The 22,052-nt window shown below is 64.1% G+C and carries 19 protein-coding genes and 1 pseudogene; 10 read left to right on the top strand and 10 right to left on the bottom strand.

Annotation, left to right across the window (positions count from 1 at the left end; all coding sequences use genetic code 11):
* The first annotated feature begins 98 nt into the window (after positions 1-98).
* Positions 99-1,333 (top strand): IS3 family transposase gene (locus AACH55_RS11175; RefSeq protein WP_338715475.1). Its coding sequence is split into 2 segments (ribosomal slippage): positions 99-459 and positions 459-1,333, totalling 1,236 coding nucleotides; the frame shifts between segments, so codons are not numbered across the junction.
* A gap of 116 nt (positions 1,334-1,449) precedes the next feature.
* On the opposite strand, the gene ligD is transcribed toward AACH55_RS11175, so the two are convergent.
* Together ligD and AACH55_RS11165 are read right to left on the bottom strand one after the other, a co-directional pair.
* Positions 1,450-4,005 carry a DNA ligase D gene (ligD, locus tag AACH55_RS11170; protein WP_338719635.1) on the bottom strand — a complete coding sequence of 852 codons (2,556 nt, stop codon included), beginning with the start codon at positions 4,003-4,005 and terminating at the stop codon, positions 1,450-1,452.
* Positions 4,002-5,030 carry a Ku protein gene (locus tag AACH55_RS11165; RefSeq protein WP_338719633.1) on the bottom strand — a complete coding sequence of 343 codons (1,029 nt, stop codon included), beginning with the start codon at positions 5,028-5,030 and terminating at the stop codon, positions 4,002-4,004. The genes ligD and AACH55_RS11165 overlap by 4 nt, the downstream gene beginning before the upstream one ends.
* 218 nt (positions 5,031-5,248) lie before the next feature.
* Here AACH55_RS11165 and AACH55_RS11160 point away from each other — a divergent pair, with 218 nt between their 5' ends.
* The 4 genes and pseudogenes from AACH55_RS11160 to AACH55_RS11145 form a co-directional block, all read left to right on the top strand.
* Positions 5,249-6,943, top strand: coding sequence for a thiamine pyrophosphate-binding protein (locus AACH55_RS11160; RefSeq protein ID WP_338719631.1), 1,695 nt, complete (start codon positions 5,249-5,251; stop codon positions 6,941-6,943).
* Between the two features lie 3 nt (positions 6,944-6,946).
* Positions 6,947-7,204, top strand: a complete 258-nt coding sequence (locus AACH55_RS11155; protein WP_338719629.1) for a hypothetical protein — start codon at positions 6,947-6,949, stop codon at positions 7,202-7,204.
* A 152-nt stretch (positions 7,205-7,356) separates the two neighbouring features.
* Positions 7,357-7,575: a hypothetical protein gene (locus AACH55_RS11150; RefSeq protein ID WP_338719628.1), complete on the top strand. Its 219-nt coding sequence runs from the start codon at positions 7,357-7,359 to the stop codon at positions 7,573-7,575.
* Between the two features lie 69 nt (positions 7,576-7,644).
* Positions 7,645-8,175: pseudogene (locus tag AACH55_RS11145) on the top strand (type 1 glutamine amidotransferase domain-containing protein); the annotation flags it as partial.
* Between the two features lie 363 nt (positions 8,176-8,538).
* Here AACH55_RS11145 and AACH55_RS11140 read toward each other — a convergent pair.
* The 3 genes from AACH55_RS11140 to AACH55_RS11130 form a co-directional block, all read right to left on the bottom strand.
* Positions 8,539-8,787 carry a hypothetical protein gene (locus AACH55_RS11140; protein ID WP_338719626.1) on the bottom strand — a complete coding sequence of 83 codons (249 nt, stop codon included), beginning with the start codon at positions 8,785-8,787 and terminating at the stop codon, positions 8,539-8,541.
* A 157-nt stretch (positions 8,788-8,944) separates the two neighbouring features.
* Positions 8,945-9,514 carry a DUF4142 domain-containing protein gene (locus AACH55_RS11135; protein WP_338719624.1) on the bottom strand — a complete coding sequence of 190 codons (570 nt, stop codon included), beginning with the start codon at positions 9,512-9,514 and terminating at the stop codon, positions 8,945-8,947.
* Between the two features lie 133 nt (positions 9,515-9,647).
* Complete coding sequence (locus AACH55_RS11130; RefSeq protein ID WP_338719622.1) at positions 9,648-9,920, bottom strand: PQ-loop repeat-containing protein; 273 nt, start codon at positions 9,918-9,920, stop codon at positions 9,648-9,650.
* 279 nt (positions 9,921-10,199) lie between these two features.
* On the opposite strand from AACH55_RS11130, the gene AACH55_RS11125 reads away from it, so the two are divergent.
* Positions 10,200-10,697: a CBS domain-containing protein gene (locus tag AACH55_RS11125; RefSeq protein ID WP_338719620.1), complete on the top strand. Its 498-nt coding sequence runs from the start codon at positions 10,200-10,202 to the stop codon at positions 10,695-10,697.
* A gap of 332 nt (positions 10,698-11,029) precedes the next feature.
* On the opposite strand, the gene AACH55_RS11120 is transcribed toward AACH55_RS11125, so the two are convergent.
* Positions 11,030-11,278: a hypothetical protein gene (locus AACH55_RS11120; RefSeq protein ID WP_338719619.1), complete on the bottom strand. Its 249-nt coding sequence runs from the start codon at positions 11,276-11,278 to the stop codon at positions 11,030-11,032.
* Between the two features lie 289 nt (positions 11,279-11,567).
* Here AACH55_RS11120 and AACH55_RS11115 point away from each other — a divergent pair, with 289 nt between their 5' ends.
* Positions 11,568-12,323 (top strand): YoaK family protein, encoded by a 756-nt coding sequence (locus tag AACH55_RS11115; RefSeq protein ID WP_338719618.1) that lies wholly within the window; start codon positions 11,568-11,570, stop codon positions 12,321-12,323.
* 124 nt (positions 12,324-12,447) lie between these two features.
* Here AACH55_RS11115 and AACH55_RS11110 read toward each other — a convergent pair whose 3' ends face one another.
* The gene (locus AACH55_RS11110; RefSeq protein WP_338719616.1) at positions 12,448-12,792 is read right to left on the bottom strand and encodes a KGG domain-containing protein; all 345 of its coding nucleotides are present in this window, start codon (positions 12,790-12,792) and stop codon (positions 12,448-12,450) included.
* Positions 12,793-13,174: 382 nt separating this feature from the next.
* Between AACH55_RS11110 and imuA the strand changes: the two genes are divergently transcribed.
* The 3 genes from imuA to AACH55_RS11095 are packed head-to-tail and all read left to right on the top strand — an operon-like array spanning position 13,175 to position 18,554.
* The gene (gene imuA / locus AACH55_RS11105; RefSeq protein WP_338719614.1) at positions 13,175-13,924 is read left to right on the top strand and encodes a translesion DNA synthesis-associated protein ImuA; all 750 of its coding nucleotides are present in this window, start codon (positions 13,175-13,177) and stop codon (positions 13,922-13,924) included.
* The gene (locus AACH55_RS11100) at positions 13,851-15,335 is read left to right on the top strand and encodes a DNA polymerase Y family protein (RefSeq protein ID WP_338719611.1); all 1,485 of its coding nucleotides are present in this window, start codon (positions 13,851-13,853) and stop codon (positions 15,333-15,335) included. The genes imuA and AACH55_RS11100 overlap by 74 nt, the downstream gene beginning before the upstream one ends.
* Positions 15,336-15,344: 9 nt before the next feature.
* A complete protein-coding gene (locus AACH55_RS11095) occupies positions 15,345-18,554 on the top strand; it encodes an error-prone DNA polymerase (protein WP_338719609.1) in 3,210 nt (1,069 codons plus the stop codon).
* Between the two features lie 26 nt (positions 18,555-18,580).
* Here AACH55_RS11095 and AACH55_RS11090 read toward each other — a convergent pair whose 3' ends face one another.
* From AACH55_RS11090 to AACH55_RS11080, 3 genes are all read right to left on the bottom strand, one after another.
* On the bottom strand, positions 18,581-19,765 hold the full coding sequence (locus AACH55_RS11090) for a GGDEF domain-containing protein (RefSeq protein ID WP_338719607.1): 1,185 nt from the start codon (positions 19,763-19,765) through the stop codon (positions 18,581-18,583).
* 327 nt (positions 19,766-20,092) lie between these two features.
* Entirely contained in the window at positions 20,093-21,040 is a 948-nt protein-coding gene (locus AACH55_RS11085; RefSeq protein WP_338719605.1) for a LysR substrate-binding domain-containing protein, read from the bottom strand.
* Positions 21,041-21,104: 64 nt separating this feature from the next.
* Complete coding sequence (locus tag AACH55_RS11080) at positions 21,105-21,881, bottom strand: FadR/GntR family transcriptional regulator (protein ID WP_338719603.1); 777 nt, start codon at positions 21,879-21,881, stop codon at positions 21,105-21,107.
* Between the last annotated feature and the right edge of the window lie 171 nt (positions 21,882-22,052).

Genomic DNA, 22,052 nt, shown 5'->3' with positions numbered 1-22,052 from the left:
ACATGCCGGGCCATCAAGTTGAAGTGGATTATGAAGTTGGTGGAATAGCCCCTTGAATCTCAGGACACGAAGACTCTCTTAAAATAGAGGATAGTCTTATGACCAGTTTTACGACTAGGCAAACCGTGGAGCACATCGAGATTCTGACCGAGCCGGAGCGTCGCAGAAGACGCACGCCCCAAGAAAAAATAGCCATCGTCCAGGAGACCTTGGCTCCTGGAGCTTCCGTATCAGCCGTTGCCAGGCGACACGGGGTGAACGCGAACCAGGTGTTTGGTTGGCGCAAGCAGTACCAGGAAGGCAGTCTGACCGCCGTCAAGGCTGGCGAGACGGTAGTCCCGGCCTCGGAGCTGGCCGCGGCCATCAAGGAAATCAAAGAACTGCAGCGGCTGTTGGGCAAGAAGACCATGGAGAACGAGATTCTGCGCGAGGCCGTCGAATGGGGCCGGTCAAAAAACCTGATTGCGCGCTCGCCCTTGCTGCCGGAGGACGACCAATGAAAGTGGTCTGTGACGTTCTCGGTGTGGCGCGCTCTGCAGTGGCAGTAAAACGAGCCCGGAGCCCGGAATGGCGAGATGGCCGTAGTGCTCGCAAAGTCGGCGACAGCGGCTTGCTCGAAGAGATTGAGCTGTATGTCGCGAGCTTGCCGAGCTATGGCTATCGCCGCATCTGGGCTTTGCTGCGACGTAGCCGGGAATCTCTGGGGCAAGCGTGCGTGAACCATAAGCGGGTCTATCGCGTCATGCGAGAGCACGCGTTGCTGCTGCGCCGACCTGGTGTGAGACGCGACAATCGACGCCACGATGGTCGCGTAGCGGTCAAGCAAAGTAATGCGCGCTGGTGTTCGGACGGCTTCGAATTCCGTTGTGATGACGGGGCTGCATTGAGAGTGACGTTTGCACTGGATTGTTGTGACCGTGAAGCCATCAGCTGGGCGGCCACTACCGGTGGGCATAGCGGGGATGTCGTGCGCGACGTGATGCTGGCCGCCGTGGAGCAGAGGTTTGGAAGCACGCAGACTCCACAGGTGATTGAATGGCTCAGCGACAACGGCTCGGCCTACATCGACCATCGCACACGCAGCTTCGCTCGCGAGCTGGGATTGGAGCCCTTGACCACGCCCGTGCGCTCGCCACAGAGTAACGGCATGGCGGAGCGGTTCGTAAAAACGATGAAGCATGATTACATCGCCTTCATGGACAAGCCCGATGTGCCTACGGCGCTCACGCATCTGGCCTCTGCCTTCGAGCAATACAATGAGCGCCATCCGCACAAGGCCCTGAAATACCGCTCGCCTCGCGAGTTCAGACGGGCTGCAGCATCAGTAACTTAACGATGTCTGAGTGTCCTGAATTGCGGGGGCAACTACAGTTGGGCTCTTGCCCCCGCAGTCGGCAGGAAGATGAAGATCGTGTAGGACATTGCCGCCTTGTAGAGCTTGCATCCGGTTCAGGCGGGGTCGAAAGCGTCCAGCATGGCGCGCGTCAAGCGCTGCGGCGACCTGCCGAAATCGGCCCAGGGATCGCTGCGGGACAGGCTTTGCAGCCGCCGTGGCATGGTCGAGACCTGGAAATGGTCCGCCTGCATGCCCTGCTCCAGCTCTTCCCAGGTAATCGGCACCGAAACCGGCGCGCCATCCCGCGCGCGCACCGAATAGGCCACCACGGTGGTGGCGCCAGGCGCATTGCGCAGATAATCGATGAAGATCTTGCCCTCGCGGGCGGCCTTGCTCATGCGTGCAATGAAGCGATCCGGCAGCAGCCGCGCCAGATGCGCCGCCACCCTGTGCGCCCAGTCCTTGACCACATCCCAGCCGTGTTCCGGGCGGATGGGCACCATGAAATGCAGGCCCTTGCCACCGGAAGTCTTCAAGAAGCACGCCAGACCGATCTCCTGCAGCAGCCCCCGCACCAGCTGCGCGCCCTCCACCACGGTGGCCCACGGCACCCCCGGGGCCGGGTCGAGGTCGAAGACCACCCGGTCGGGCTTGTCCAGTGCGCCGCCGGTGGCGCCCCAGGCGTGCAGCTCCAGCACGCCCATCTGCACGGTCGCCACCAGCCCGGCCACGTCGTTGACCATCATGTAGTGGGCCGTCCCCTCGCCTTCCGGCACTTCGATGGTCTCGATGGCATCCGGCATGCCCTGGCCGGTGTGTTTCTGGAAGAAGCACTTGCCGGCATGGCCATCGGGGCAGCGCACCAGCGACAGTGGGCGCTGCTTGAGTTCGGGCAGAATCCAGGGCGCCGCATTCTGGTAGTAGCGCGCCAGTTCCAGCTTGGTCAGGCCGGTATCGGGAAAGAGGATCTTGCCGGGATGGGTCAGCTTGACGCCCGCCGCCATCACGGGCCTGGACAGGTCTTCGGCGCTGCGCCTGGATGAGTGTGCAGGCGGGGCTGGCTCAGCCGCCTCCGATGTGTCGTCAGGCGCTGCATGGGGCGTCTCGCGCACGATGTCCTCGGGCTCCTTGTCTTCTCGCAGCGCCACGAAACTGCCGTGGCGCAGGATGCCTGCCTGGGTCCACTGCGCAAACTTCACCTCGGCCACCAGCTCCGGCTTCAACCAGTGCACCCCGCGCCGCTGCTGGCCGGCAGGCGGATTGACGAAGGCCGGCCGGTCCTGCTCCAGACGGTGGAACCGCTTGAGCATGCTGCCCAGCAGCCGGTCATCAAAACCGGTCCCCACACGGCCTGCGTACCGCAACTGCCCCTGCTCGTCATGCACACCCACCAGGATGGCGCCAAAGCCGCTACGCTGCCCGGCGGGCTCGGTATACCCGGCGATGACGAATTCCTGCCGGTGCTCGCACTTGACCTTGAGCCAGTTGCGGTCACGCCGCCCGCTATAGGCAGCGTCGGCACGCTTGACCACGATGCCTTCCATGCCGTGCTGGCAGGCGTGGCGAAACACTTCATCGGCATGGCCGGCGATGTGCTCGCTGTAGAGCAGCAAGCCCTGTTCATCGCTGCCCGGGATGATCTCACGCAGCAGTTCCTTGCGCTGACGCAGCGGAAGTTCGCGCACGTCATGGCCGTTGAGGTAGAGCAGGTCAAAGGCATACAGCGCCAGGCGGATGCCGTTGGCCTGCTGGCGGTCACCGCGCACCAGGTTTTGCAGGGCTTCGAAACTGATGTGGCCCTCGGCGTCCAGGGCCACCACTTCGCCATCGATCCAGGCCTGCTCGACCGGCAATCTGCCCAGCGCCTCGACCAGAACGGGCCACCGATGGCTCCAGTCCAGCCCTTCGCGGGTGTAGATGGCCGCCTTGCCGTTTTGTATGCGGCACAGGCCGCGATAACCGTCGAATTTCAATTCGGAGAGCCACTCGTCGCCCTGGGGAGCGCTATCGACCAGCGTCGCCAACTGGACCTCGACTGTCTCGGGCATGTCGCTGCGTGCAGGGTCTGGAGCAGCGCGTCGGGCCTTGCCGGCAGGCGCGGCATCGCCCTTGTCCTTGACGCTTTCCGGGCGCAGCTCGGTAATGGCCGCAGCCTCGCCGGTCTGGGCGGCCTCATCGTCCTCCTTGATGAGCAGCCAGTTCTCCTTGCCATCCCCGGCGGGCTTGCCCATGCGCACCAGGGCCCAGCGGCCTTGCAGCTTGTCGCCCGACAGCGCGAAGCTGAGATGGCCCTTCTTGAGCCCGGCATGCGGATCGCCGTGCGGTAGCCACTGGCCGCGATCCCACAGCACCACGTGCCCGGCGCCGTATTGATGGGCCGGAATGTCGCCTTCAAAGCTGCCGTAATCGAAAGGATGATCTTCCACCCGCACGGCCAGGCGCTTGTCGTGCGGGTCCAGGCTGGGGCCTTTGGGAACGGCCCAGCTCTTGAGCACGCCATCGAGCTCCAGCCGGAAATCGTAATGCAGCCGCCGGGCATGGTGGCGCTGGATGAAAAATTGCAGGCTGCCGGCCTGGCTCGCCCGTTCTCCCCCGCCGGAAGGCTCGGGCGTGATGCTGAAATCGCGCTTGGCGTGATAACGGTCCAGCGCAGAGGACGAACGGCTCATGCCTGTGCCCTCCTGCTGCCGGCACGGGCGGAGCTGCTACGTGCGCTGCTCTTGCCGGTGGCGGCCTTGCTGCGGGACGAGGTTTTACCCGTGGCCGTCGACCTGGCGGCTGCCTTGCTGCCGCTGCTGCCGCTGTTGCGCTTGGCGGCGGGCTTGCGCTCACTGATCCTGTGGACCTTGGCGCCGCCGTCCTCGGCTTTTTCCGGCGCTGAGGGTCTGGATTTGCCGCGCCCTTCCAGGCTGCTTTTGAGCAGCGCCATCAAGTCCACCACGTTGGCGCCGCTGCTGGCAGGCGCGGCGGCCTCATCCGGCTCGGCCACTTCGTGGGTCTGGCGGCTCTTGATCTTTTTCTGGATCAGGGCGAGCACGTCATCGCGGTAGGTATCGTGAAATTGCTCAGGCTCCCAATCGGAGGACATATGGTCCACCAGGGCGCGCGCCATCTCCACTTCCTGTCTGGTCACGGCAGACTTCTTCGACTTGCGCGAAGGCACCGGCAAGTCATCCGGCGTGCGCAATTCGCTGGGGTAGCGCAAGGTGATCAGTTGCAGCATGTCGCCCTGGGGAATCAGCGCGGCCAGATGCTGGCGCGTGCGGATGACGATCTGGGCGATGGCCATCTTGTCGCTGGCCAGCAGGGTCTCGCGCAGCAGGGTGTATGCCTTGTCACCACCCTTGGCCGGTGCCAGGAAATACGGTTGCTCGTAGTAGAGGATGGGCACCTGCCCGCGCTCCACGAAGCTCTGGATGTCGATGCTCTGGGTGGCCTCCACGTTGGCCTGGCGCAGGTCTTCATCGGACATGAGAACAAACTTGCCGTCCTCGTACTGATAGCCCTTGATGATGTTCTCCCACGGCACTTCGCGCCCGGAAGCCTTGTTGTAGCGCTTGTAGCCCACCGGGGACAGGTCGCGCTTGTCCAGCAGGGTGAAGTCCAGCTCATCGTGTTTTTCGGCTGTATAGAGTTCGACCGGGATATTGATCAGCCCGAAGCTGATCGCCCCTTTCCACAGTGCGCGTCGCATCGCTTCCTCCGCAAGTTTGCTGATGGGCCAATTGGGCCAATTATCAAATCGCCCGACGCGCGGCGCAGTCGGAGGGGCAATGAAGCCCGCGTAGGAATGCGCCTGCGGCACAGCCGCAGCACGGGCCTTCTCCTACATGGATTTACCGCACTCACCGATACAGGCAGGGCGCAGCGCGTCTTACTCTTGAGCGATCCCCTCCCCACTCTGGAGCCGCCATGCCCGCCACCGTTGCAGACATCCTCATCGACACCCTCTACGAGATCGGCGTACGCCAGATCTTCGGCGTGGTCGGTGATGCCTTGAATCCCCTGACCGACGCCCTGCGCCGCGACAAGCGCATCGAATGGATAGGCGTACGCCACGAAGAAGGCGCGGCCCTGGCCGCCGCCGGACAAGCCAAGCTGACCGGCCGTCTGGCGGTATGCTGTGGCACCACCGGACCAGGCGCCAACCACCTTGTCGCCGGCCTCTATGAAGCCCGCAAGGACCACGCCCCGGTACTGGCCATCTCCGGCGGCGTGCCGGCCGCGCGGCGCGGTACCGATTATTTGCAGGAAAATTCACCTGACCTGCTGTTCCGCGACGTCGCCGCCTACAGCCAGATCATCACCAGCCCGGAACAGGCGCCGGCTGTGTTCCACCAGGCCATTGCCCAGGCCTACGCGCAACGGGGCGTGGCGCACCTGAACATTCCTGCAGATATCATCGGCGCCAAGGTCAGCGGCACCGTGCCCAGCATTCACACGCTGCGCGAGCGCACCGAGCTGGCACCGCCAGCGGCTGACATCGCTGCGGCGGCCGACCTGATCAATGCGGCCGCTTCGGTCGCCATTTTCGCCGGCAATGGCTGCCGGGGTGCCATCGATGAGGTGCTGGCGCTGGCCAGCAAGCTGCAGGCCCCGGTGATGCATACCTTCCGGGGCAAGGATCTGGCGGCCTATGACCATCCGCACTGGATCGGCGGGGTCGGCCTGATCGGCGGCGCGCCCGGCACCGATGCCCTGCATGCGGCCGAGGTGATGCTGATGCTGGGATCGGACTATCCCTATTCCGAATTCCTGCCCACCAGGTCCAAGGTGATCCAGATCGACGAACGTGGTTTCGTACTGGGCCGCCGCGCCCCGGTCACGCTGGGCATCACCGGCTCGGTGGGGCCGTCGGTACGGGCCTTGCTGGAAAAGGTCGAGGGCAAGACCGACAGCAGCTTTTTGCAGCAGGCCAATGCCGACCGCGAGCGATGGAATGCCAAGCTGGACAGCGCCGCCGACATCAAGCGCCATCACAAGAAGATCAAGCCGCAAAGCGTGGCCCGCGCCCTGAGCGACCTGGCCGACGACGATGCACGCTTCATCATCGATACCGGCGTGGTCACGCTCTGGTGCGGCAACTGGATCCGCCAGCGCGGGCATCAGCGCCTGTTGGCCTCGTTCAACAACGCGGCGGTGGGCACCTCGCTGGGCCAGGCCAACGGGATTCAGGCGCTCAACCGCGAGCGCCAGGTGATCGTGGCCGTGGGCGATGGCGGCTTCACCATGCTGCTGGGTGAATTCATGACCAGCGTGGAGCACAAGCTGCCGGTGAAGGTGGTGGTCTTCAACAACCGCGAATGGGGCCTGGTGCATCTGGAAATGGAAGAAACCGGCATGCCCGCCTTCGAAGGTTCCGAATTTCCCAATGCCGATTTCGCCGCCTTCGCCCGCGCCTGTGGCGGTCAGGGCTTCAGCGCCCGTACGCCCGACCAGTTGCAGGAAAGTCTGCAGCAATTGCTGGCCGCGCCCGGCCCGGCGGTGTTGGATGTGTTCATCGATCCGGCGGAGCTGCCCGTGATGCCGCACATCAAGATGGAACAGATATGGAAGTTCGGTCTGGCCAAGGTCAAGGAAAGCCTGATCGCCATGAAGGGAGGATGAGCCATGCAAGCCCTCGAACAACAGCGAGAAGAATACGCACGCCAGCTACGCGCCCGTTTCGACGATTACCGGCGCTGGGCCATCGAACACTGGCCGGTGGCCGAACAGCCGCTGGAGGACACGGCCTTCATCGCCGCCGAACGGGAGCTGGAACTGATCACCGGCAGCATGCTGCATCCGGGCCGCAAACCCGATGCGGTGCCGGATTCGCCCGCCCGGCAGACGCAGTTCCAGGACGTCACGCCGGCGCCTTGGCCCTGAGTCCGGGCGGAGGAAATCTGCCTCGCGCATTCTTACGTACGGTTGCGCCTCCCGCTTATAGGGGGCCCACGGGCCGCGCAGTAAGCTTCATCTACGGCGGCATCAGGCCCTGTCGATGCCAGTCCATTCCATCAGAACAGAAGGAGAAGAGCATGAGCGCAAGCAAATCCGACAAGGACCATCGTCCCAATCAATACGACACCCCTTCCGAGGTGGCGTTGGATGAAGCCAACGAAATGAGCTTCCCCGGCAGTGATCCGGTAGCCACCTCCAACATCACGCGCATCGAAAAGGCGCCCGAGATGGACCGTGCGCGCAACGACCATCAGAACAGCAACCGTGTCAAGGAAAACACCCCCAAGGCTGGCTGAATCCTTTCCGCCCCCCACGGGCGGCCGGTGCATGCCGGCCGCCTTTTCTTTTTTCAAGGGAGAAGCAAGATGAGCAATCGCTACAACCAACTGAAGGTCGCCGTCCTGGTGACCGACGGCTTCGAGCAGGCCGAGCTGCTGGAACCGAAGAAGGCGCTGGAGGCCGCGGGTGCGACCGTTCACATCCTTTCCGACAAGAGCGACAGCGTGCAGGGTTTCAAGCACGTCGACAAGGGCGAGGTGGTCAGCGTCGATGGCAGCCTCGATGCGGCCAACCCGGCCGACTATTCAGCCGTGCTGCTGCCCGGTGGCGTGGTCAATGGCGACGCCATGCGCCTGCTGCCCGAGGCACGCAATTTCGTGCGCGCCGCCAACGATGCCGAGAAGCCCATCGCCTCCATCTGCCACGGCGGCTGGCTCCTGATCTCGGCTGGCATCGCCAAGGGCCGCACCGTCACCAGCTGGCCCAGCCTGCAGGATGATTTCAAGAATGCGGGCAGCCAGTGGGTGGATCAGGAAGTGGTGCGGGACGAAAACTTCGTCTCCTCGCGCAAACCCACCGATATTCCGGCCTTCAACAATGAATTCATGAAGCTGCTGGATGAACAGCAGCGCCGGGAACAAGCTCAGCAACCGGCCGCCGGCGTGGCAGGCGACGAAGCCGCCACCGGTTCCGCAGGCAAGCCCCATCTGTCCGAGAAAGGCAGCGCCCCGGCAGCCCCGCCCAGCCATGAGAACGAAGCCTTTGCGGTTGCCCACGGCGAATCGGCGCAAAGCGACGGCTGAGGGTGCTTACAGGCCGATATGAAGGAAAATGAAGAATCGCGGGCTGACCCCGCGATTTTTTTGGGCTGGAAGCCGGGTTCTCAAGAAACCGGCTTTGGGGTATGAACGATTCAACCTGAAAACAAGAATGCCGCCCGGAATGATCCGGACGGCATGGAAGTAAGCGGCTTGGGAGAGCTATTCCCTCTGCGCCATCTCATGCTTGCGCATGGCCTGCGCCAGCAAGGCCAGCGCAGCCTTCTCGGCTTCCTTGCGCTTCTTGCAGATGCGCACCGGTTGCGCGCCGAGGTCGTCCAGATCCATATGCCAGAGCGCATCGATGCGGGTATCGAGGTAGGCGACGTATTTATGCTTGTCCAGCTTGGTCACGCGGGGCATGAAGTGACCGGCTTGCTGCTGTTCGACGGATTTGGCGAAGTGTTTCATGGCAAGTCTCCTGGGCGCACAGGCTGTAGGGACGGCACGGGGAACGGGGAGCAAGGCTGCCTTCAGCATAGTCCATCGCTGGCACAAGAGAAGGTCTCTTTTGACGGACTCTTTTCGGTGGCGGGCCGCCGTGCTCCACGGTAAGACGGGCGTTTTCTTATTTCTTGCCGGCGTCCATGCTCTGCTTCAACTCGCGGCCCATCTGCAGGTGTTCCTTCAGGCCCGGCAGGGTCTTGGTGGCGAAGCTCTTCACATCGGGATCTTGCGCTTCAGTGGAACCCTTCTGGAACAGCTTGACCGCATCCTCGTGGGCCGACACGCCGATCATGCTGGCATAGCGCTTGTCGAAGGTATTGCCGGAGAGCTTGTCGAGAATGGCGATCTTGGCGCGCTGGGCCATGCTGGGTTCGGTCGGCAGCGTGACATCCTTGCTGGAAGCGAGTTGCTTGAGCTGCTCATCGACCGTGGTGTGCTGGTCGATCATCTTCTGGGCGTAATCCTTGATGGCCTGGTTGCTGCTCTTTTCCAGGGCGATCTTGCTGGCTTGGATCTCGGTGTGGCCGGCTTCGGCGGCCTTGGTCATGAAGCTCTTGTCCTTGCTGCTGACCGACTCGGCCGCTGCATTCAAGGACAGCGCGGCACCGGCCAGCATCAGCACGCTGGCGCCGATGAGGCGGCGACCGTTACAGGATGGCAGGCGGGAGGGGATGGTCGGGATGAGATGCATGGTGGACTCCTTTGACTTGGGGATGATGGGTCTAGTGCTGACCTGCTGGGGTCAGGATGCTTTCACTCTAACCACCAAGACCGCGCACATGAATCAGACAGCGCCAATGACCGCTGTAAGAATCGATGAGCGGCTACTGCTGACGGCGGCGATTGCGCAGGTACAGCACCTGGCCCAGTAGCGCGGTGAACAGCAGGAACACGTTGGACACCACGAACACCCAATCCCCCTGCAGCACGCTATAGATCACGAAGCCGGTCGACGCCGCCAGTTGCCCGGCGAAGAGCCAGTGCGATACGCCCTGCGTGGAGCGGCTGCGCCATTGTTCATAAACCTGGGAGGAAATGGTGAGCAGAAGGATGAGCGTAGCGGCCCAGCCGATGAGGTCGGTGAGGTGATCGGACATGATGGTCAACCGGAGCTGCACGAGCCCCGCAAGCAGATGGAGTGCCGATGGTGGACCAGGCGGGACGGCGGCCACAGTCGGCCGGCGCCGCGAGGCGTTGTAGGAAGTTTGCCCGGTTCGCTTGCCCTGGCTTCACGGCCGCGCCAGGTCGGCGCATTCGCACGCCCCTGCGCGAATCTGCCGACCCGACAAAAAGCGCATGCGGCATTGCGGCATGGGCGGCCCTTGCCTAGTCTGGAGGGGCAGCAGAAATCCATCCCATCCAATCAGGAGGTCAACATGCACGCTACCCGAACCATTGCCGACGTCATGACGCGCGGCGCCCACACGCTGAGTCCGGATGATTCCGTCATCCGCGCCGCCCAGGCCATGGAGGCGCTGGACGTGGGTGCGCTGCCCGTCTGCGATGCCCAGCACAACCTGGTCGGGCTGGTCACCGACCGCGACATCGTATTGCGCGCGGTGGCCCGCAATCGCCTCTCGGAAAGCCTGCCGCTGACCGAGGTGATGAGCCACGACGTACTGTGGTGCTATGAAGACGAACCGGTCGATGACGTGCTGGACGACATGGTGCAGCGCCAGATCCGCCGCCTGCCCGTGATGGACCGCCAGAAGAACCTGGTCGGCATGGTGAGCCTGGGCGACGTGGCCGCCAAGACCCAGAACCGTGGCGTGGGCGGCGCGCTGGCAGAGATTTCCCTGCCGGCCGCACCGGTGCGCCGCAGCGAGGGGGTGTCGCCATCTGGCGACTACGAATTGCCGGAGGTACGCAAGTGAGGGTTTGCGCTGAGTGCGGCGAGGTAGCTTGTAGGCGTTTTCCTACGAGTTAATCGGGCAATGTCCGATTTTTCTTTTTGCAGCGCATCGCTACTATGCATCTCAACGAACTCGAAACCGAGGACTCCACATTCCGACACGAACGTCCCCCTCCGTCGCGTCATGAATACAGTCCATCCCCCATCGGTTTATCCCCACGAGTCGTTTTCATAAGCAGAAATTCTCCGAAGATTCCCCCGATCCTCGGCGTCTTATATATCCCTCCCCCTCAGGCCGCCTCCCCCAGGCGGCCATTTTTTTATCCTTGTTGGTCGATCTGTATGAACAATGGTTCAGTTGCGCCGTCCGGCAATATAGGCCAGGGCATCGGCGTAGGCCAGTTCGCTGGTCGGACGCAGCAATGCGCAGACGTGCGTGGAGACCGGCTCGTGCGGCGCCTGCGGGGAGGCGCCGATGAGTACGATCCCGCGAAAACCGCCTTCTTCGGATTGCTGCACGCCGGGCTGCATGACCGGCCCGCCCCCAGGACCGCTCAGTTCGCCCAGTTTCTCGCCGCCGGGAATGTCGATGGGAATGCTCATGGTGTGCTCCTGTAGTGTGCTCCTGTATCAAGATCGGGGGCCACGCCGGGGAATGCCGCCAACACCTGCGCCACTGACGCACGTCAGGCATTGCTGCATCCTTCCCCGCGCCGGGCCAGGAAGAAGTATTCTTGTCAGCATAAGAAACACTGAAGGTAAAGGCAGCAAGAAGCCACCGCCGATCTGCGTAGGAAGCAAGGAAGATGAGTCTGTCCGACGTAGCAGGCGAAGCAATGGCGACGCGGGGATGCTGCCGCCTGGTGTCGTTGCTACTTCGTCTGGACCCGTCATGCCCATCAATTACCTGCGCCGCCTCACCAGTCCGGCGCGCACCGATCTTTCCAACCGCCACCTGGGGCGCTCGCTGGCCTTCATCGCCGGCGCCGTCAATGCCGGCGGTTTCCTGGCCGTGGGCCAGTACACCTCGCACATGTCGGGCATCGTCTCTTCGCTGGCCGACAACCTGGTCCTGGGGGAAACCCTGCTGCTGGTGGCCGGGGCCAGTGCCTTGCTGTCTTTCCTGCTGGGGGCGGCGTGTTCGGCGGTGATGATCAACTGGGCCCGGCGGCGCGGCTTGCAGAGCGAATACGCCATGCCGCTGATGCTGGAGGCGATGCTGTTGCTGTGTTTTGGCATCCTCGGCAGCAATCTGGAGAATCACCGCCTGCTGTTCGTCCCGGTCACGGTGGCCTTGCTGTGCTTCGTGATGGGCTTGCAGAATGCCATGATCAGCAAGATTTCGCGCTCGGAGATCCGTACCACCCACGTCACCGGCCTGGTGACCGACATCGGCATCGAAATCGGCAAGATGTGCTACTGGACCCTGGCGCCGCACCAGCCCGGCGAGGCCGTGGCCGACGATCCGGTACCGGGGGCGCGACGCAAGTTCATTCTGCTGACTTCGTTGCTGCTGATGTTCTTCCTGGGTGGGGTGAGCGGCGCTCTCGGTTTCAAGCTGGTGGGCTTCCTGGCCACCATGCCGCTGGCGGCGGCACTGTTCCTGCTGGCGCTGGTGCCGATGATGGATGATCTGGCGCGGCCATGAAAAGGCGCTCAACGCGCCTTTCGTTTTCTTGTTATCGATCTTGCACCGCCCGGTTCCTGATGCGATCAGCCACCATCCTGGGGGGCGCCTGCCATGCCTGAGGTGGCCCCGCCGCCGTGCTCGCTCAGCCTTGCTGCTGCGGCGTGCTGTCGTCCGACTGCTGCGGTTGCTGCGGGGCGTCGTTGCCCTCCTGCGGGGTGCTCTGGGTCATCTGCGGCTGGGCACTGGTGGCGGCGCCGTTGCCGCCATTGCCATTCTGCGCTGCGGCCGCCGCAGCGGCATTCTTGCGGCCGTGGCTGTTCAGGCCGCCCTTGCGTCCGGCTTCCCGGGCTTCGGCAGAGGTGAACTCATGGGCCGCGCCCTTGGCGTGGGCTGCCTTGCCGCCCATACTGGCGATCTGACGCTGTTTCTCCCTGTCCATAGCGGCAAAGCCGCGATTGCTGTTCCCCGGATTTTGTGAATTTGCCATGTGTGACTCCTTGTCTTGGATTCGGATGATCGAATGGAGCAGACATTTGCCACCCGGCAAGCCCTACTGCTCTGCGCGAGCACGCGGCTGGCAACCAACTTGTCCACGTCTGCAGTGTAGAAAGCCTCACCGAACCTCACTATCGGAAGAGCTCCCCAGCCCATGTCAGCAATGGCTGTAGGACATGTAGGAAAGCATGAAGATGAGCTTTCTTTTTTGGTATCGATATTCCCCAGCAACACACATTTCGATATTGCAAGAAGGAAATTTCACTCTCCTGAAGGGATAAAGGCAGTTTTTGTCACACACCAAAACAATTACTGTATATTTATACAGCATCTAATTTTCTGCTGTTCACCGCCCTTCCTGCCGTTTGATTGACATGTTGACACCCGCCTCCCCGGTCCGCAGTCCGGAAATCATCCACCCTTCGCTCTGGCTGGCTTCCCAGCTGGCGCGGGGTGGTGCGCGCGGGGTCGCCAGCGGTTTCGAGGCGCTCGATGCCGAACTGCCCGAACGCGGCTGGCCGCCCGGGGTGCTGATCGAACTGCTGCTGCCGCAGCAAGGCATCGGCGAGCTGCGCCTGTTGCGCCCGGTGCTGGCGCGTCCACCGGCAAGCGCCCAGCGCATGGCGCGCGCTAACCGGATTGCGCTGCTGCAGGCACCGCACCAGATCAATGCCCCCGGCTGGGCCTACATGGGCGTGGATGCGGCGCGGCTGCTGCAGTTGCAGGCCGACCATGCCGCTGATGCCTGCTGGGCCGCCGAGCAGGTCTTGCGGGCCGATAGCTGCCAGGCCCTGCTGATGTGGCAGGCGCGCCTGCGCAAGGGCGATCACGACCTGCTGCGGCGCCTGCATGTGGCGGCCCAGGCCGGGCAGACGCTGTTCTTCATGCTGCGGCCGCTCTCTTGCGCCCGCGAGCCCTCGCCCGCGCCCCTGCGGCTGACGCTCAAGTCGGCGCGGGACGGGCTGGAGATCGGTTTTCTCAAGCGCCGCGGCCCGCTGCGCGAACAAAGCCTGTTTCTCCCTTTGCTGCCTTCACCGAATTTGCAACGCCATGTCCCCCCTGTGGATCGCCGTACACCTGCCACTGCTGCCGCTGGAAGTCTTTCGTCCGAACTGGCTGGATGAGGCCCCGGCGGTGGTCTTCGAGCGCGAGCGCGTAGCCGCCCTGACGGCGCCTGCGCGCGCGCTGGGCGTGCACGAAGGAATGCGGCGCGGCGGCGTGCAATTGCTGGCGCCGCAAGCCCATCTGCACGAGCGCGATGCGGCCCGCGAACAGGCCACCTTGCAGCAGGCCGCCCTGGCCCTGCTGCAATACACCCCCCAGGTGAGGCTGGCCGAAGAGGCCTGCGTTCTGCTGGAAGTCGGCGCCAGCCTGCGCCTGTTCGGTGGCGTGCGGGCCTTGTGCCGCAAGATCCGGGTGACTATCGCCCGGCTGGGCCTGTCAGCCACACTGTCCTGCGCCGTCACGGCCACCGGGGCCTGGATGCTGGCACGCTACGGCTACGTGCGCACCTTGCGCCCAGCCTCCCTGCAGCGCCATCTGGATCGCCTGCCGGTGGCCCTGCTCACTGCCGCGCGCCCCCACCTGGAATGGCTGCACGGACTGGGCTGCCGCCAGCTGGGCCAGGTGCGGCGTCTGCCCCGGGCCGGATTGCAGCGCCGTTGCGGCCAGGCGTTGCTGGCCATGCTGGATCGCGCCTATGGCGATGCTCCCGAGGTGCATGACTGGATCGTGGCGCCGCCCACCTTCCAGGCCAGGGTGGAGTTACCGGACCGCATCGACCATACCGACATCCTGGCCGCCTATGCCCAGGGTTTGCTGGCCCAGTTGGCCGGCTGGCTGGCCGCGCGCCAGCTGGCCATCAAGAGGCTGCACCTGTGGCTGGAACATGAACGCGGACGCCAGGCGGTACCGCCCACCGAATTGCAGGTGGCGCTGTCGGTACCGGCCTGGCAGGAAGACCACCTGCACACCCTGGTCAAGGAAAAACTGGCCCGTTCCGCACTGCCCGCCCCGGCCATCGCCCTGGGCCTGGCCGCCGACGAGCTGGAAAGCCAGCAGGCGGCCAGCGACATGCTCTTCCCCGATCCCGGTGGCAGTGCCGAGGACCATCAGCGCCTGCTGGAGCTGCTGGTGGCGCGGCTGGGCGCGGACAAGGTGCAACAGGCCGCCCCGCGCGCCGATCACCGCCCCGAGATCGCCAACCGCTGGTGCAGCGTGATGCAGTCCGCCGCCAGCCTGCCGGCCCCCTTGAGCAGCGATCCGGCACGGCTGCCGCCACGCCCGCTGTGGCTGCTGCAGGAGCCCCTGCCACTGCGGGTGCAGCAGCACAAGCCCTTCTATCGGAGTGCGCTGGAATTCACCTCACCGCCCGAGCGCATCGAAGCCGGCTGGTGGGAGGGCCGGCCCCTGACGCGCGACTACTTCACGGCGCGCGATGCCAGCCACGTCTATTACTGGATCTTCCGCCAGTGGCGCGGCGGCGAGGGGTCCGATGAAGAACCGCAGTGGTTCCTGCACGGCTTGTTCGGCTAGGAGCAACGCATGCCAACCTCTCTGCCCGACTATGCCGAACTGTATTGCCGCACCAACTTCAGCTTCCTGCAAGGCGCTTCGCATGCGCAGGAACTGGTGGAGCGCGCCATCGAGCTGGGCTACCGCGCCCTGGCCATCACCGATGAATGCACCATGGCCGGCGTGGTGCGCGCCCATGCCGCCTGGATGGAGCAGTTCAGCCGCGGCAAGGCGCAGGATTTCAAACTGCTCATCGGCAGTTGTTTCCGTTTTACCGCCCTCCAAGATGAACCTTCCCACCCGCTGGCCGCCATAACGCTGGTAGCCCTGGCCCGGAACCGCGAAGGCTATGGCAACCTCTGCGAACTCATCACCCTGGCCCGCACCCGCGCCGGCAAAGGCAGCTACCTGCTGTCACCGGAAGACCTGAGCCAGCCCCCGCCCGCCTTGTCGCACCTGCGTGCCCTGCCCGATTGCCAGCTGATCCTGGTGCCGGACTACCCGGCTGATGAAGAAACGCTGGATGCCCAACTGCGCTGGTTCGCCCCGCTGGCCCCCGGCCGCTCGTGGGTCGGCATGACGCGCCTGTATCGTCCGCTGGACGACCTGCACCGCGCCGCCATCGATGCCGCCGCACGGCTGCACGGCCTGCCGCTGGTGGCGGTGGGCGATGTGCAGATGCATCAGCGTTCACGCAAATACCTGCAGGATGTGGTCACGGCCATCCGCCTGGGCAAGCCGGTACAGGAATGCGGCCATGCGCTGGCGCCCAATGCCGAACAGCACCTGCGACCACGCATGCGGCTCTCGCTGGTGCATGGCCCGGCCACCCTGGCCCAGACCCTGGCGGTGGCGGCCGGTTGCCATTTCAGCCTGGCTGAATTGCGATATGAATATCCTGACGAACTGGTGCCGCTGGGCATGAGCCCGGCCGACTATCTGCGGCAGGAAACCCTGGCCGGTGCCGCCAGACGCTATCCCCAGGGGCTGCCGGGCGAGGTACGGGCGCAGATCGAGATGGAACTGTCCCTGATCGCCCAAAAGGAATATGAAGCTTATTTCCTGACCGTCTACGATCTGGTCAGGTTCGCCCGTTCACGCGGCATCCTCTGCCAGGGGCGCGGCTCGGCGGCCAACTCGGCGGTGTGCTACTGCCTGGGAGTGACCGAGGTCGATCCGACTTCCACCCGGCTGCTGTTTGCCCGTTTCATCAGCGAAAAGCGCGAGGAACCGCCCGACATCGATGTCGACTTCGAGCACCAGCGCCGCGAAGAAGTGATCCAGCACATCTACCGCAAGTACGGCCGCCGCCGCGCCGCGCTGGCCGCCGCCGTGCACAGCTACCGGCCGCGCGGCGCCCTGCGCGAGGTCGGCAAGGCGCTAGGGGTGGATGCGGCCATCGTCGATACGGTGGCCAGGTCGCAGCACTGGTTCGACAGCCGCGAAGAATTGCTGGCCCGCTTTGCCGAAGCCGGGCTGGACCCCGAACTGCCGCAGATCGGGCTGTGGGCCAGCATCACCGGCAAGCTGCTGCGCTTTCCGCGCCACCTGTCGCAGCACACCGGCGGTTTCGTGATCGCGCGCGGGCAGTTGTCGCGGCTGGTGCCGATCCAGAATGCGGCCATGGAAGACCGTTCCGTCATCGAATGGGACAAGGACGACCTTGAATCGCTCAAGCTGCTCAAGGTCGACGTGCTGGCCCTGGGCATGCTGACGGCCCTGCGCCGCACGCTCGAACTGGTCAGCCTGCGGCGCGGCCTGCCGCAGGTGATGCAGATGCACGACATTCCGCGTGAAGACCCGGCCACCTTCGAGATGATCTGCAAGGCCGACACCATCGGCGTGTTCCAGATCGAGAGCCGCGCCCAGATGAGCATGTTGCCGCGCATGCAGCCGCGCACCCAGTACGACCTGGTGGTGCAGGTGGCCATCGTGCGGCCGGGCCCGATCCAGGGCGGGATGGTTCACCCCTATCTGCGGCGGCGTGAACTGGTGCGCGAGGGCGGCAGCTTCGACTATCCGGACAACACCAGCAAGAGCGGCAAGATCAGGAAGGTGCTGGAACGCACCCTGGGCATCCCGATCTTCCAGGAACAGGTGATGGACGTGGCCATCGAGGCGGCCGGCTATTCTCCCAGCGAAGCCGATGACCTGCGCCGCTCCATGGCCGCCTGGAAACGCAAGGGTGGCATGGGGCCGCACCATGAACGGCTGGTGATGGGCATGACCGACAATGGGTATTCGCGCGAATTCGCCGAGAGCATCTTCAACCAGATCGAGGGTTTCGGCGAATACGGTTTCCCCGAGAGCCATGCCGCCAGCTTTGCCCTGCTGACCTATTTCAGCAGCTGGCTCAAGTGCCACGAGCCGGAAGCCTTCCTGTGCGGCCTGCTCAACAGCCAGCCCATGGGGTTCTACTCGCCCTCGCAACTGATCCAGGATGCGCGCCGGCATGGTGTGAAAGTGCTGCCGGCCAATGTCTTGCGCAGCCGCTGGGAATCCATCCTGGAACTGGACCCGGCCGGCCGGGCGCGGCCTGCGGTGCGGCTGGGCATGAGCCTGCTGCGCGGCATGCCGGAACAGGCGGCGCAGCGCATCGAAGAAGCCCGCAGCGAACGGCCCTTTGCCGACGTCGATGACCTGGCCCGGCGCGCCGCGCTGGACCGCCACGCCCTGCAGGCGCTGGCGGCGGGCGACGCCTTGCGCGAGCTGGCCGGGCACCGACGGCAGGCGCTGTGGCATGCGGTCGGTGCCGTGCCCGACCGCGACCTGCTGCGCACGGCCCCCCGGGGCGACGATGCCGTGCAGCTGGAAGCGCCCGGCGAAGGCGACCAGATCATCGACGACTACCGCGCCATGAACCTGACCCTGCGCCGCCATCCGCTGGCACTGCTGCGCGAGACCTTGCGGCGGCGCCGCTTCATGAGCGTGGCCGACCTGAACGGCTTGCAGAACCGCCAGTTCGCCTGTTGCTGCGGCATCGTTACCGTGCGCCAGCGCCCGGGCACGGCCAAGGGGGTGATCTTCATGACGCTGGAGGATGAAACCGGCTCGGCCAACGTCATCATCTGGCCTGCCGTGCTGGAGCGGCAGCGCAGCGAAGTGTTGAATGCACGCTTGCTGGGGGTATATGGCAGCTGGCAGTGCCAGGGCGAGGTACGCCACCTGGTGGCGGGACGGCTGGAAGACTGGACCCATCTGCTGGGCGAACTGCAGCCGCGCAGCCGGGATTTTTTCTGAATGTGTTCTGAAGCGACCCTGCCCGATCAGGCCGCCAGCGCCATCCGGAAGGCATTGCGCCCTTCGCTCTTGGCGCGGTACAGCGCCTGGTCGGCCTCATGCACCAGGGCATCCCAGCTGCGGGAGTGGCCCGGCTGCAGGATCGCCAGGCCCACGCTGATGGTGACCGCCTGGCCATGACCAAAGTCGTGGTTGCGTACGGTGTCCAGCAGATGCTGGGCGATCTGGCGTGCCTGCACCTCGGACACCTCCGGGAAGACCCCGCAGAATTCCTCGCCGCCATAGCGTCCGATCAGGCCGCCCGGGTAGCAGTGTTCGCGCAGCAAGGCACCGATGTCGGCCAGTACGCGATCTCCCACCAGGTGGCCGTGGCTGTCGTTGATGAGTTTGAAGTAATCCACGTCGATGAAGGCCAGCGTCAGTACCCGCCCGCCGTGTACCGCCTGTGCCAGAGCCTGCTCGCCGCAGCGCACCAGCTCGCGCCGGTTGAGGGTACCGGTCAGCTCGTCCACCGTGGCAAGGCGCTGCTTCTCGGCCAGCAGGCGTTCGAAGTAGATCATCATCAGCGAGACCGAGAACAGCAGCGAACCACACATGGGAATCATGTAGATCAAGGCCACGCCGATGGTACTCATGGCAGGTGGAACGAACAGTTCCGGCTGCGAAAACGACAGCACGAACCGGGCCGTATGGGTGGAAATGAAGATGAACAGCGACACGACCCCGATGCAGCGCCCGAAACTCCATCCACCCTGGCGTTGGCCGTCCGGCCCGCGCATGCCGCGCACGAATTCGATGAGCGCCAGCCAGAACACCATCTGCAGCGCGAACATGGCCAGGTAGCTGCGATTGGTGAAGCTCGCCTTGTAGACCAGCAGGATCGTAAAAATGATGGCGTAAATACCCACCATCACCAGCGGCAAATACACCGCCGTGCGACGCTGGTAGAAATTGCGCAGTCCGCACCAGGCGGTAAGGCAACCGGCAAACAGCGTGGTATTACCCACCAACAACAGCAAGCCATTCAAGGCCCCGCCCACACCGGCATAGCCCAACACCATGACGCAGATGCCCATGGCCGACAGCCCGCCCGAGAGCGACCACAGACGCGTGCAGCGTTCACGGGGCATGTTCAGGAACAGACCCGCCATGATCACGCCGCCGCAAAACTGTACGAGGGCCAGCGCAAGGCTGGCAGTAGCTGCATTCATCCGGATGTGGTCGCCCCGCAGGGCATTGAAGATTACTGGAAGACCATCGCGCCCCATCCACGCTGATGCGGGCTCATTGCGCCACGGCCCCGTGACGCAAACGCTGCCAGAACCGATGGGATCAAGACCGCCCCCAAGGCGGTCTGCTGTTACCTGTTACGTTGCTGGCCGCAAGATGCATGCCAGGCGCCCTCGCGCACATTCAGGTGTTGATCGGGTGACGCAGGCCCCATGCCTGACAGAAGCTCATCAGTGTACCCGATGATGGCTTTGCAGCAAAAAGATTCATCAAATCATCAAAAAAACTGAATTTACAAACCAGTTTCTTTACGCAGATTCACGTTCCAGCACGCGCGTATGCCCCCACTTGCCCGAGCGGCACAGATCGTCCGTCACATCCAGCACCAGCTGTTCCACCGCTGCGGCGGCCGTGGTCAGGGGGATATTGCGGGAGGCGCACAACGCCAGGGTGCGCGAGATCTGCTGGCCGGCGATGCGATGGGCCACCATCTCGCCGCGCTCGATGTCGGCCAGCAGCGGCGCCACCGGCAGGATGGTGGCGCCGATATCGGCCAGGATGGCGGACTTGAGGATGGCCACCGAGTTGATCTCGATGACATTTTCCAGGCTCATGCCTTGCGCGCGCACCAGATTCTCGATGCGCGGACGCACGCCATGGGCCAGACCGGGCAGGATCAGAGGTGCCTGGATGGCCTTGGCCAAAGGCACGCCCTTGCGGCCCGTCACGCCATAGCGTGATTTGGCGCGGGTGATGTACATCATCTCTTCCTCGATCATCGGCGTGGCCGCGAAGGAAGACAGCTGGCCGTCGTCGAACAGCACGGCCAGATTGATGCGCCCGGATTTGAGCTGGGTGATGAGGTTGCCGGTCAATTCCTCGGTCAGTTGCAGGGTGATCTCGGGATAGTTGGCGCGCACCGCCTTCAACAATGGCAAGGCCAGCGCATTGGAAACACTCTGCGGAATGCCCAGCGCCACCGTCCCCGAGGGTTTGTCGGTGGATTGCGCCACGGCCTGCCGGGCATCCTGCACCTGCTTGAGGATCGCCAGCGCATGTTCATAGAAGACCTTGCCGGCATCGGTGGCGATCACGCCCTGGGCCGAGCGGTGCAGCAGCTGTGCGGCCAGCTCGTCTTCCAGCTGGCGGATCTGCTGGGTCAGCGCCGGCTGGGCGATGTGCAGCACGCGTGCCGCGCGCGAGAACGAACCGTGATCGACGATGGCCACGAAGTAGCGCAGTTGGCGTAATTCCATGCGAGGGGCTTCCTGCAGTCTGGCGAGTAGTTAAATGAATTGACAGCTTAGCTGACAACTGAGCTTACAAGCCGGGCCGGCTGTTGAACATGCGCGTGCGGGCATTCTCGATATGGCCGCGCATGGCGCGCCGGGCGCCTTCGGCATCCTGCTGGCGGATCAGTTCGAAAATCTGGCGATGCTCGTCCATGGCATCCTGGGAACGCTTCCAGGGCGGGATGTGCATCAGGTGGCGCAGCATGTTGACGGCGTGGCTGACATCGTATTCCAGCGTCTTCATCACCTGCACGAAGCGCTGGTTGCCGGTGGCCAGGGCGATGGCTTCATGGAAGGCGAAATCGTAATGATGGGCGATGCCGCCGACCCGGTTGGCTTCCTCGAAACCCAGCAGCAAGGTATCCATCCGTTCCAGATCCTGGCGGTTGCGGCGCAGGGCGGCCATGTAGGCACATTCGGGCTCCAGCACCAGGCGCAGCTCCAGGCCGTTCATGATGTGGCCGATGCGGGTCTCGGGTTCGCCATCGGGACGGGCCGGGGCCAATCCCGCCTTTTCCTTCACATAGGTTCCGGAGCCGCGCAGGGATTCCACCAGTTGATCCTCGCGCAGCCGGTCCAACGCCTGCCGCACCACCGGGCGCGAGACCTCGAAGAGCGTGGCCAGATCGTTTTCCGAGGGCAGCTTGCTGCCGACCGCGATGCGGCCTTCGACGATGGCATGGAACAAGGTTTCATACACCCGTTCAGCGAAGCGCTCCGGCCGCACCGGCCCCAGACCGGCGGCCGCAAGGCTCAGGATTTCGCTGGAAGCGCCGGGGCGCGCGGGCTTGCTGGACAGGGGCATCGGAACTCCGGAGAAAGGCGGCGAAATAGAGAGGGAACAGGGCACGGACTGGTAGGGCGCATGGTAGCGGATTTGTCCGCTTCAGAGCCAGTATTGCCCTGCAGGCAGTCAGCAAAGCAGTAAATTAATTTGACAGCTTGAGCGCACTGACTTAGATTCATGCACAACAAA

Origin of the sequence: Herbaspirillum sp. DW155, assembly GCF_037076565.1 — a bacterium.
GTDB lineage: Bacteria > Pseudomonadota > Gammaproteobacteria > Burkholderiales > Burkholderiaceae_D > Herbaspirillum.
This window is presented reverse-complemented; position numbering and strand designations above follow the sequence as displayed.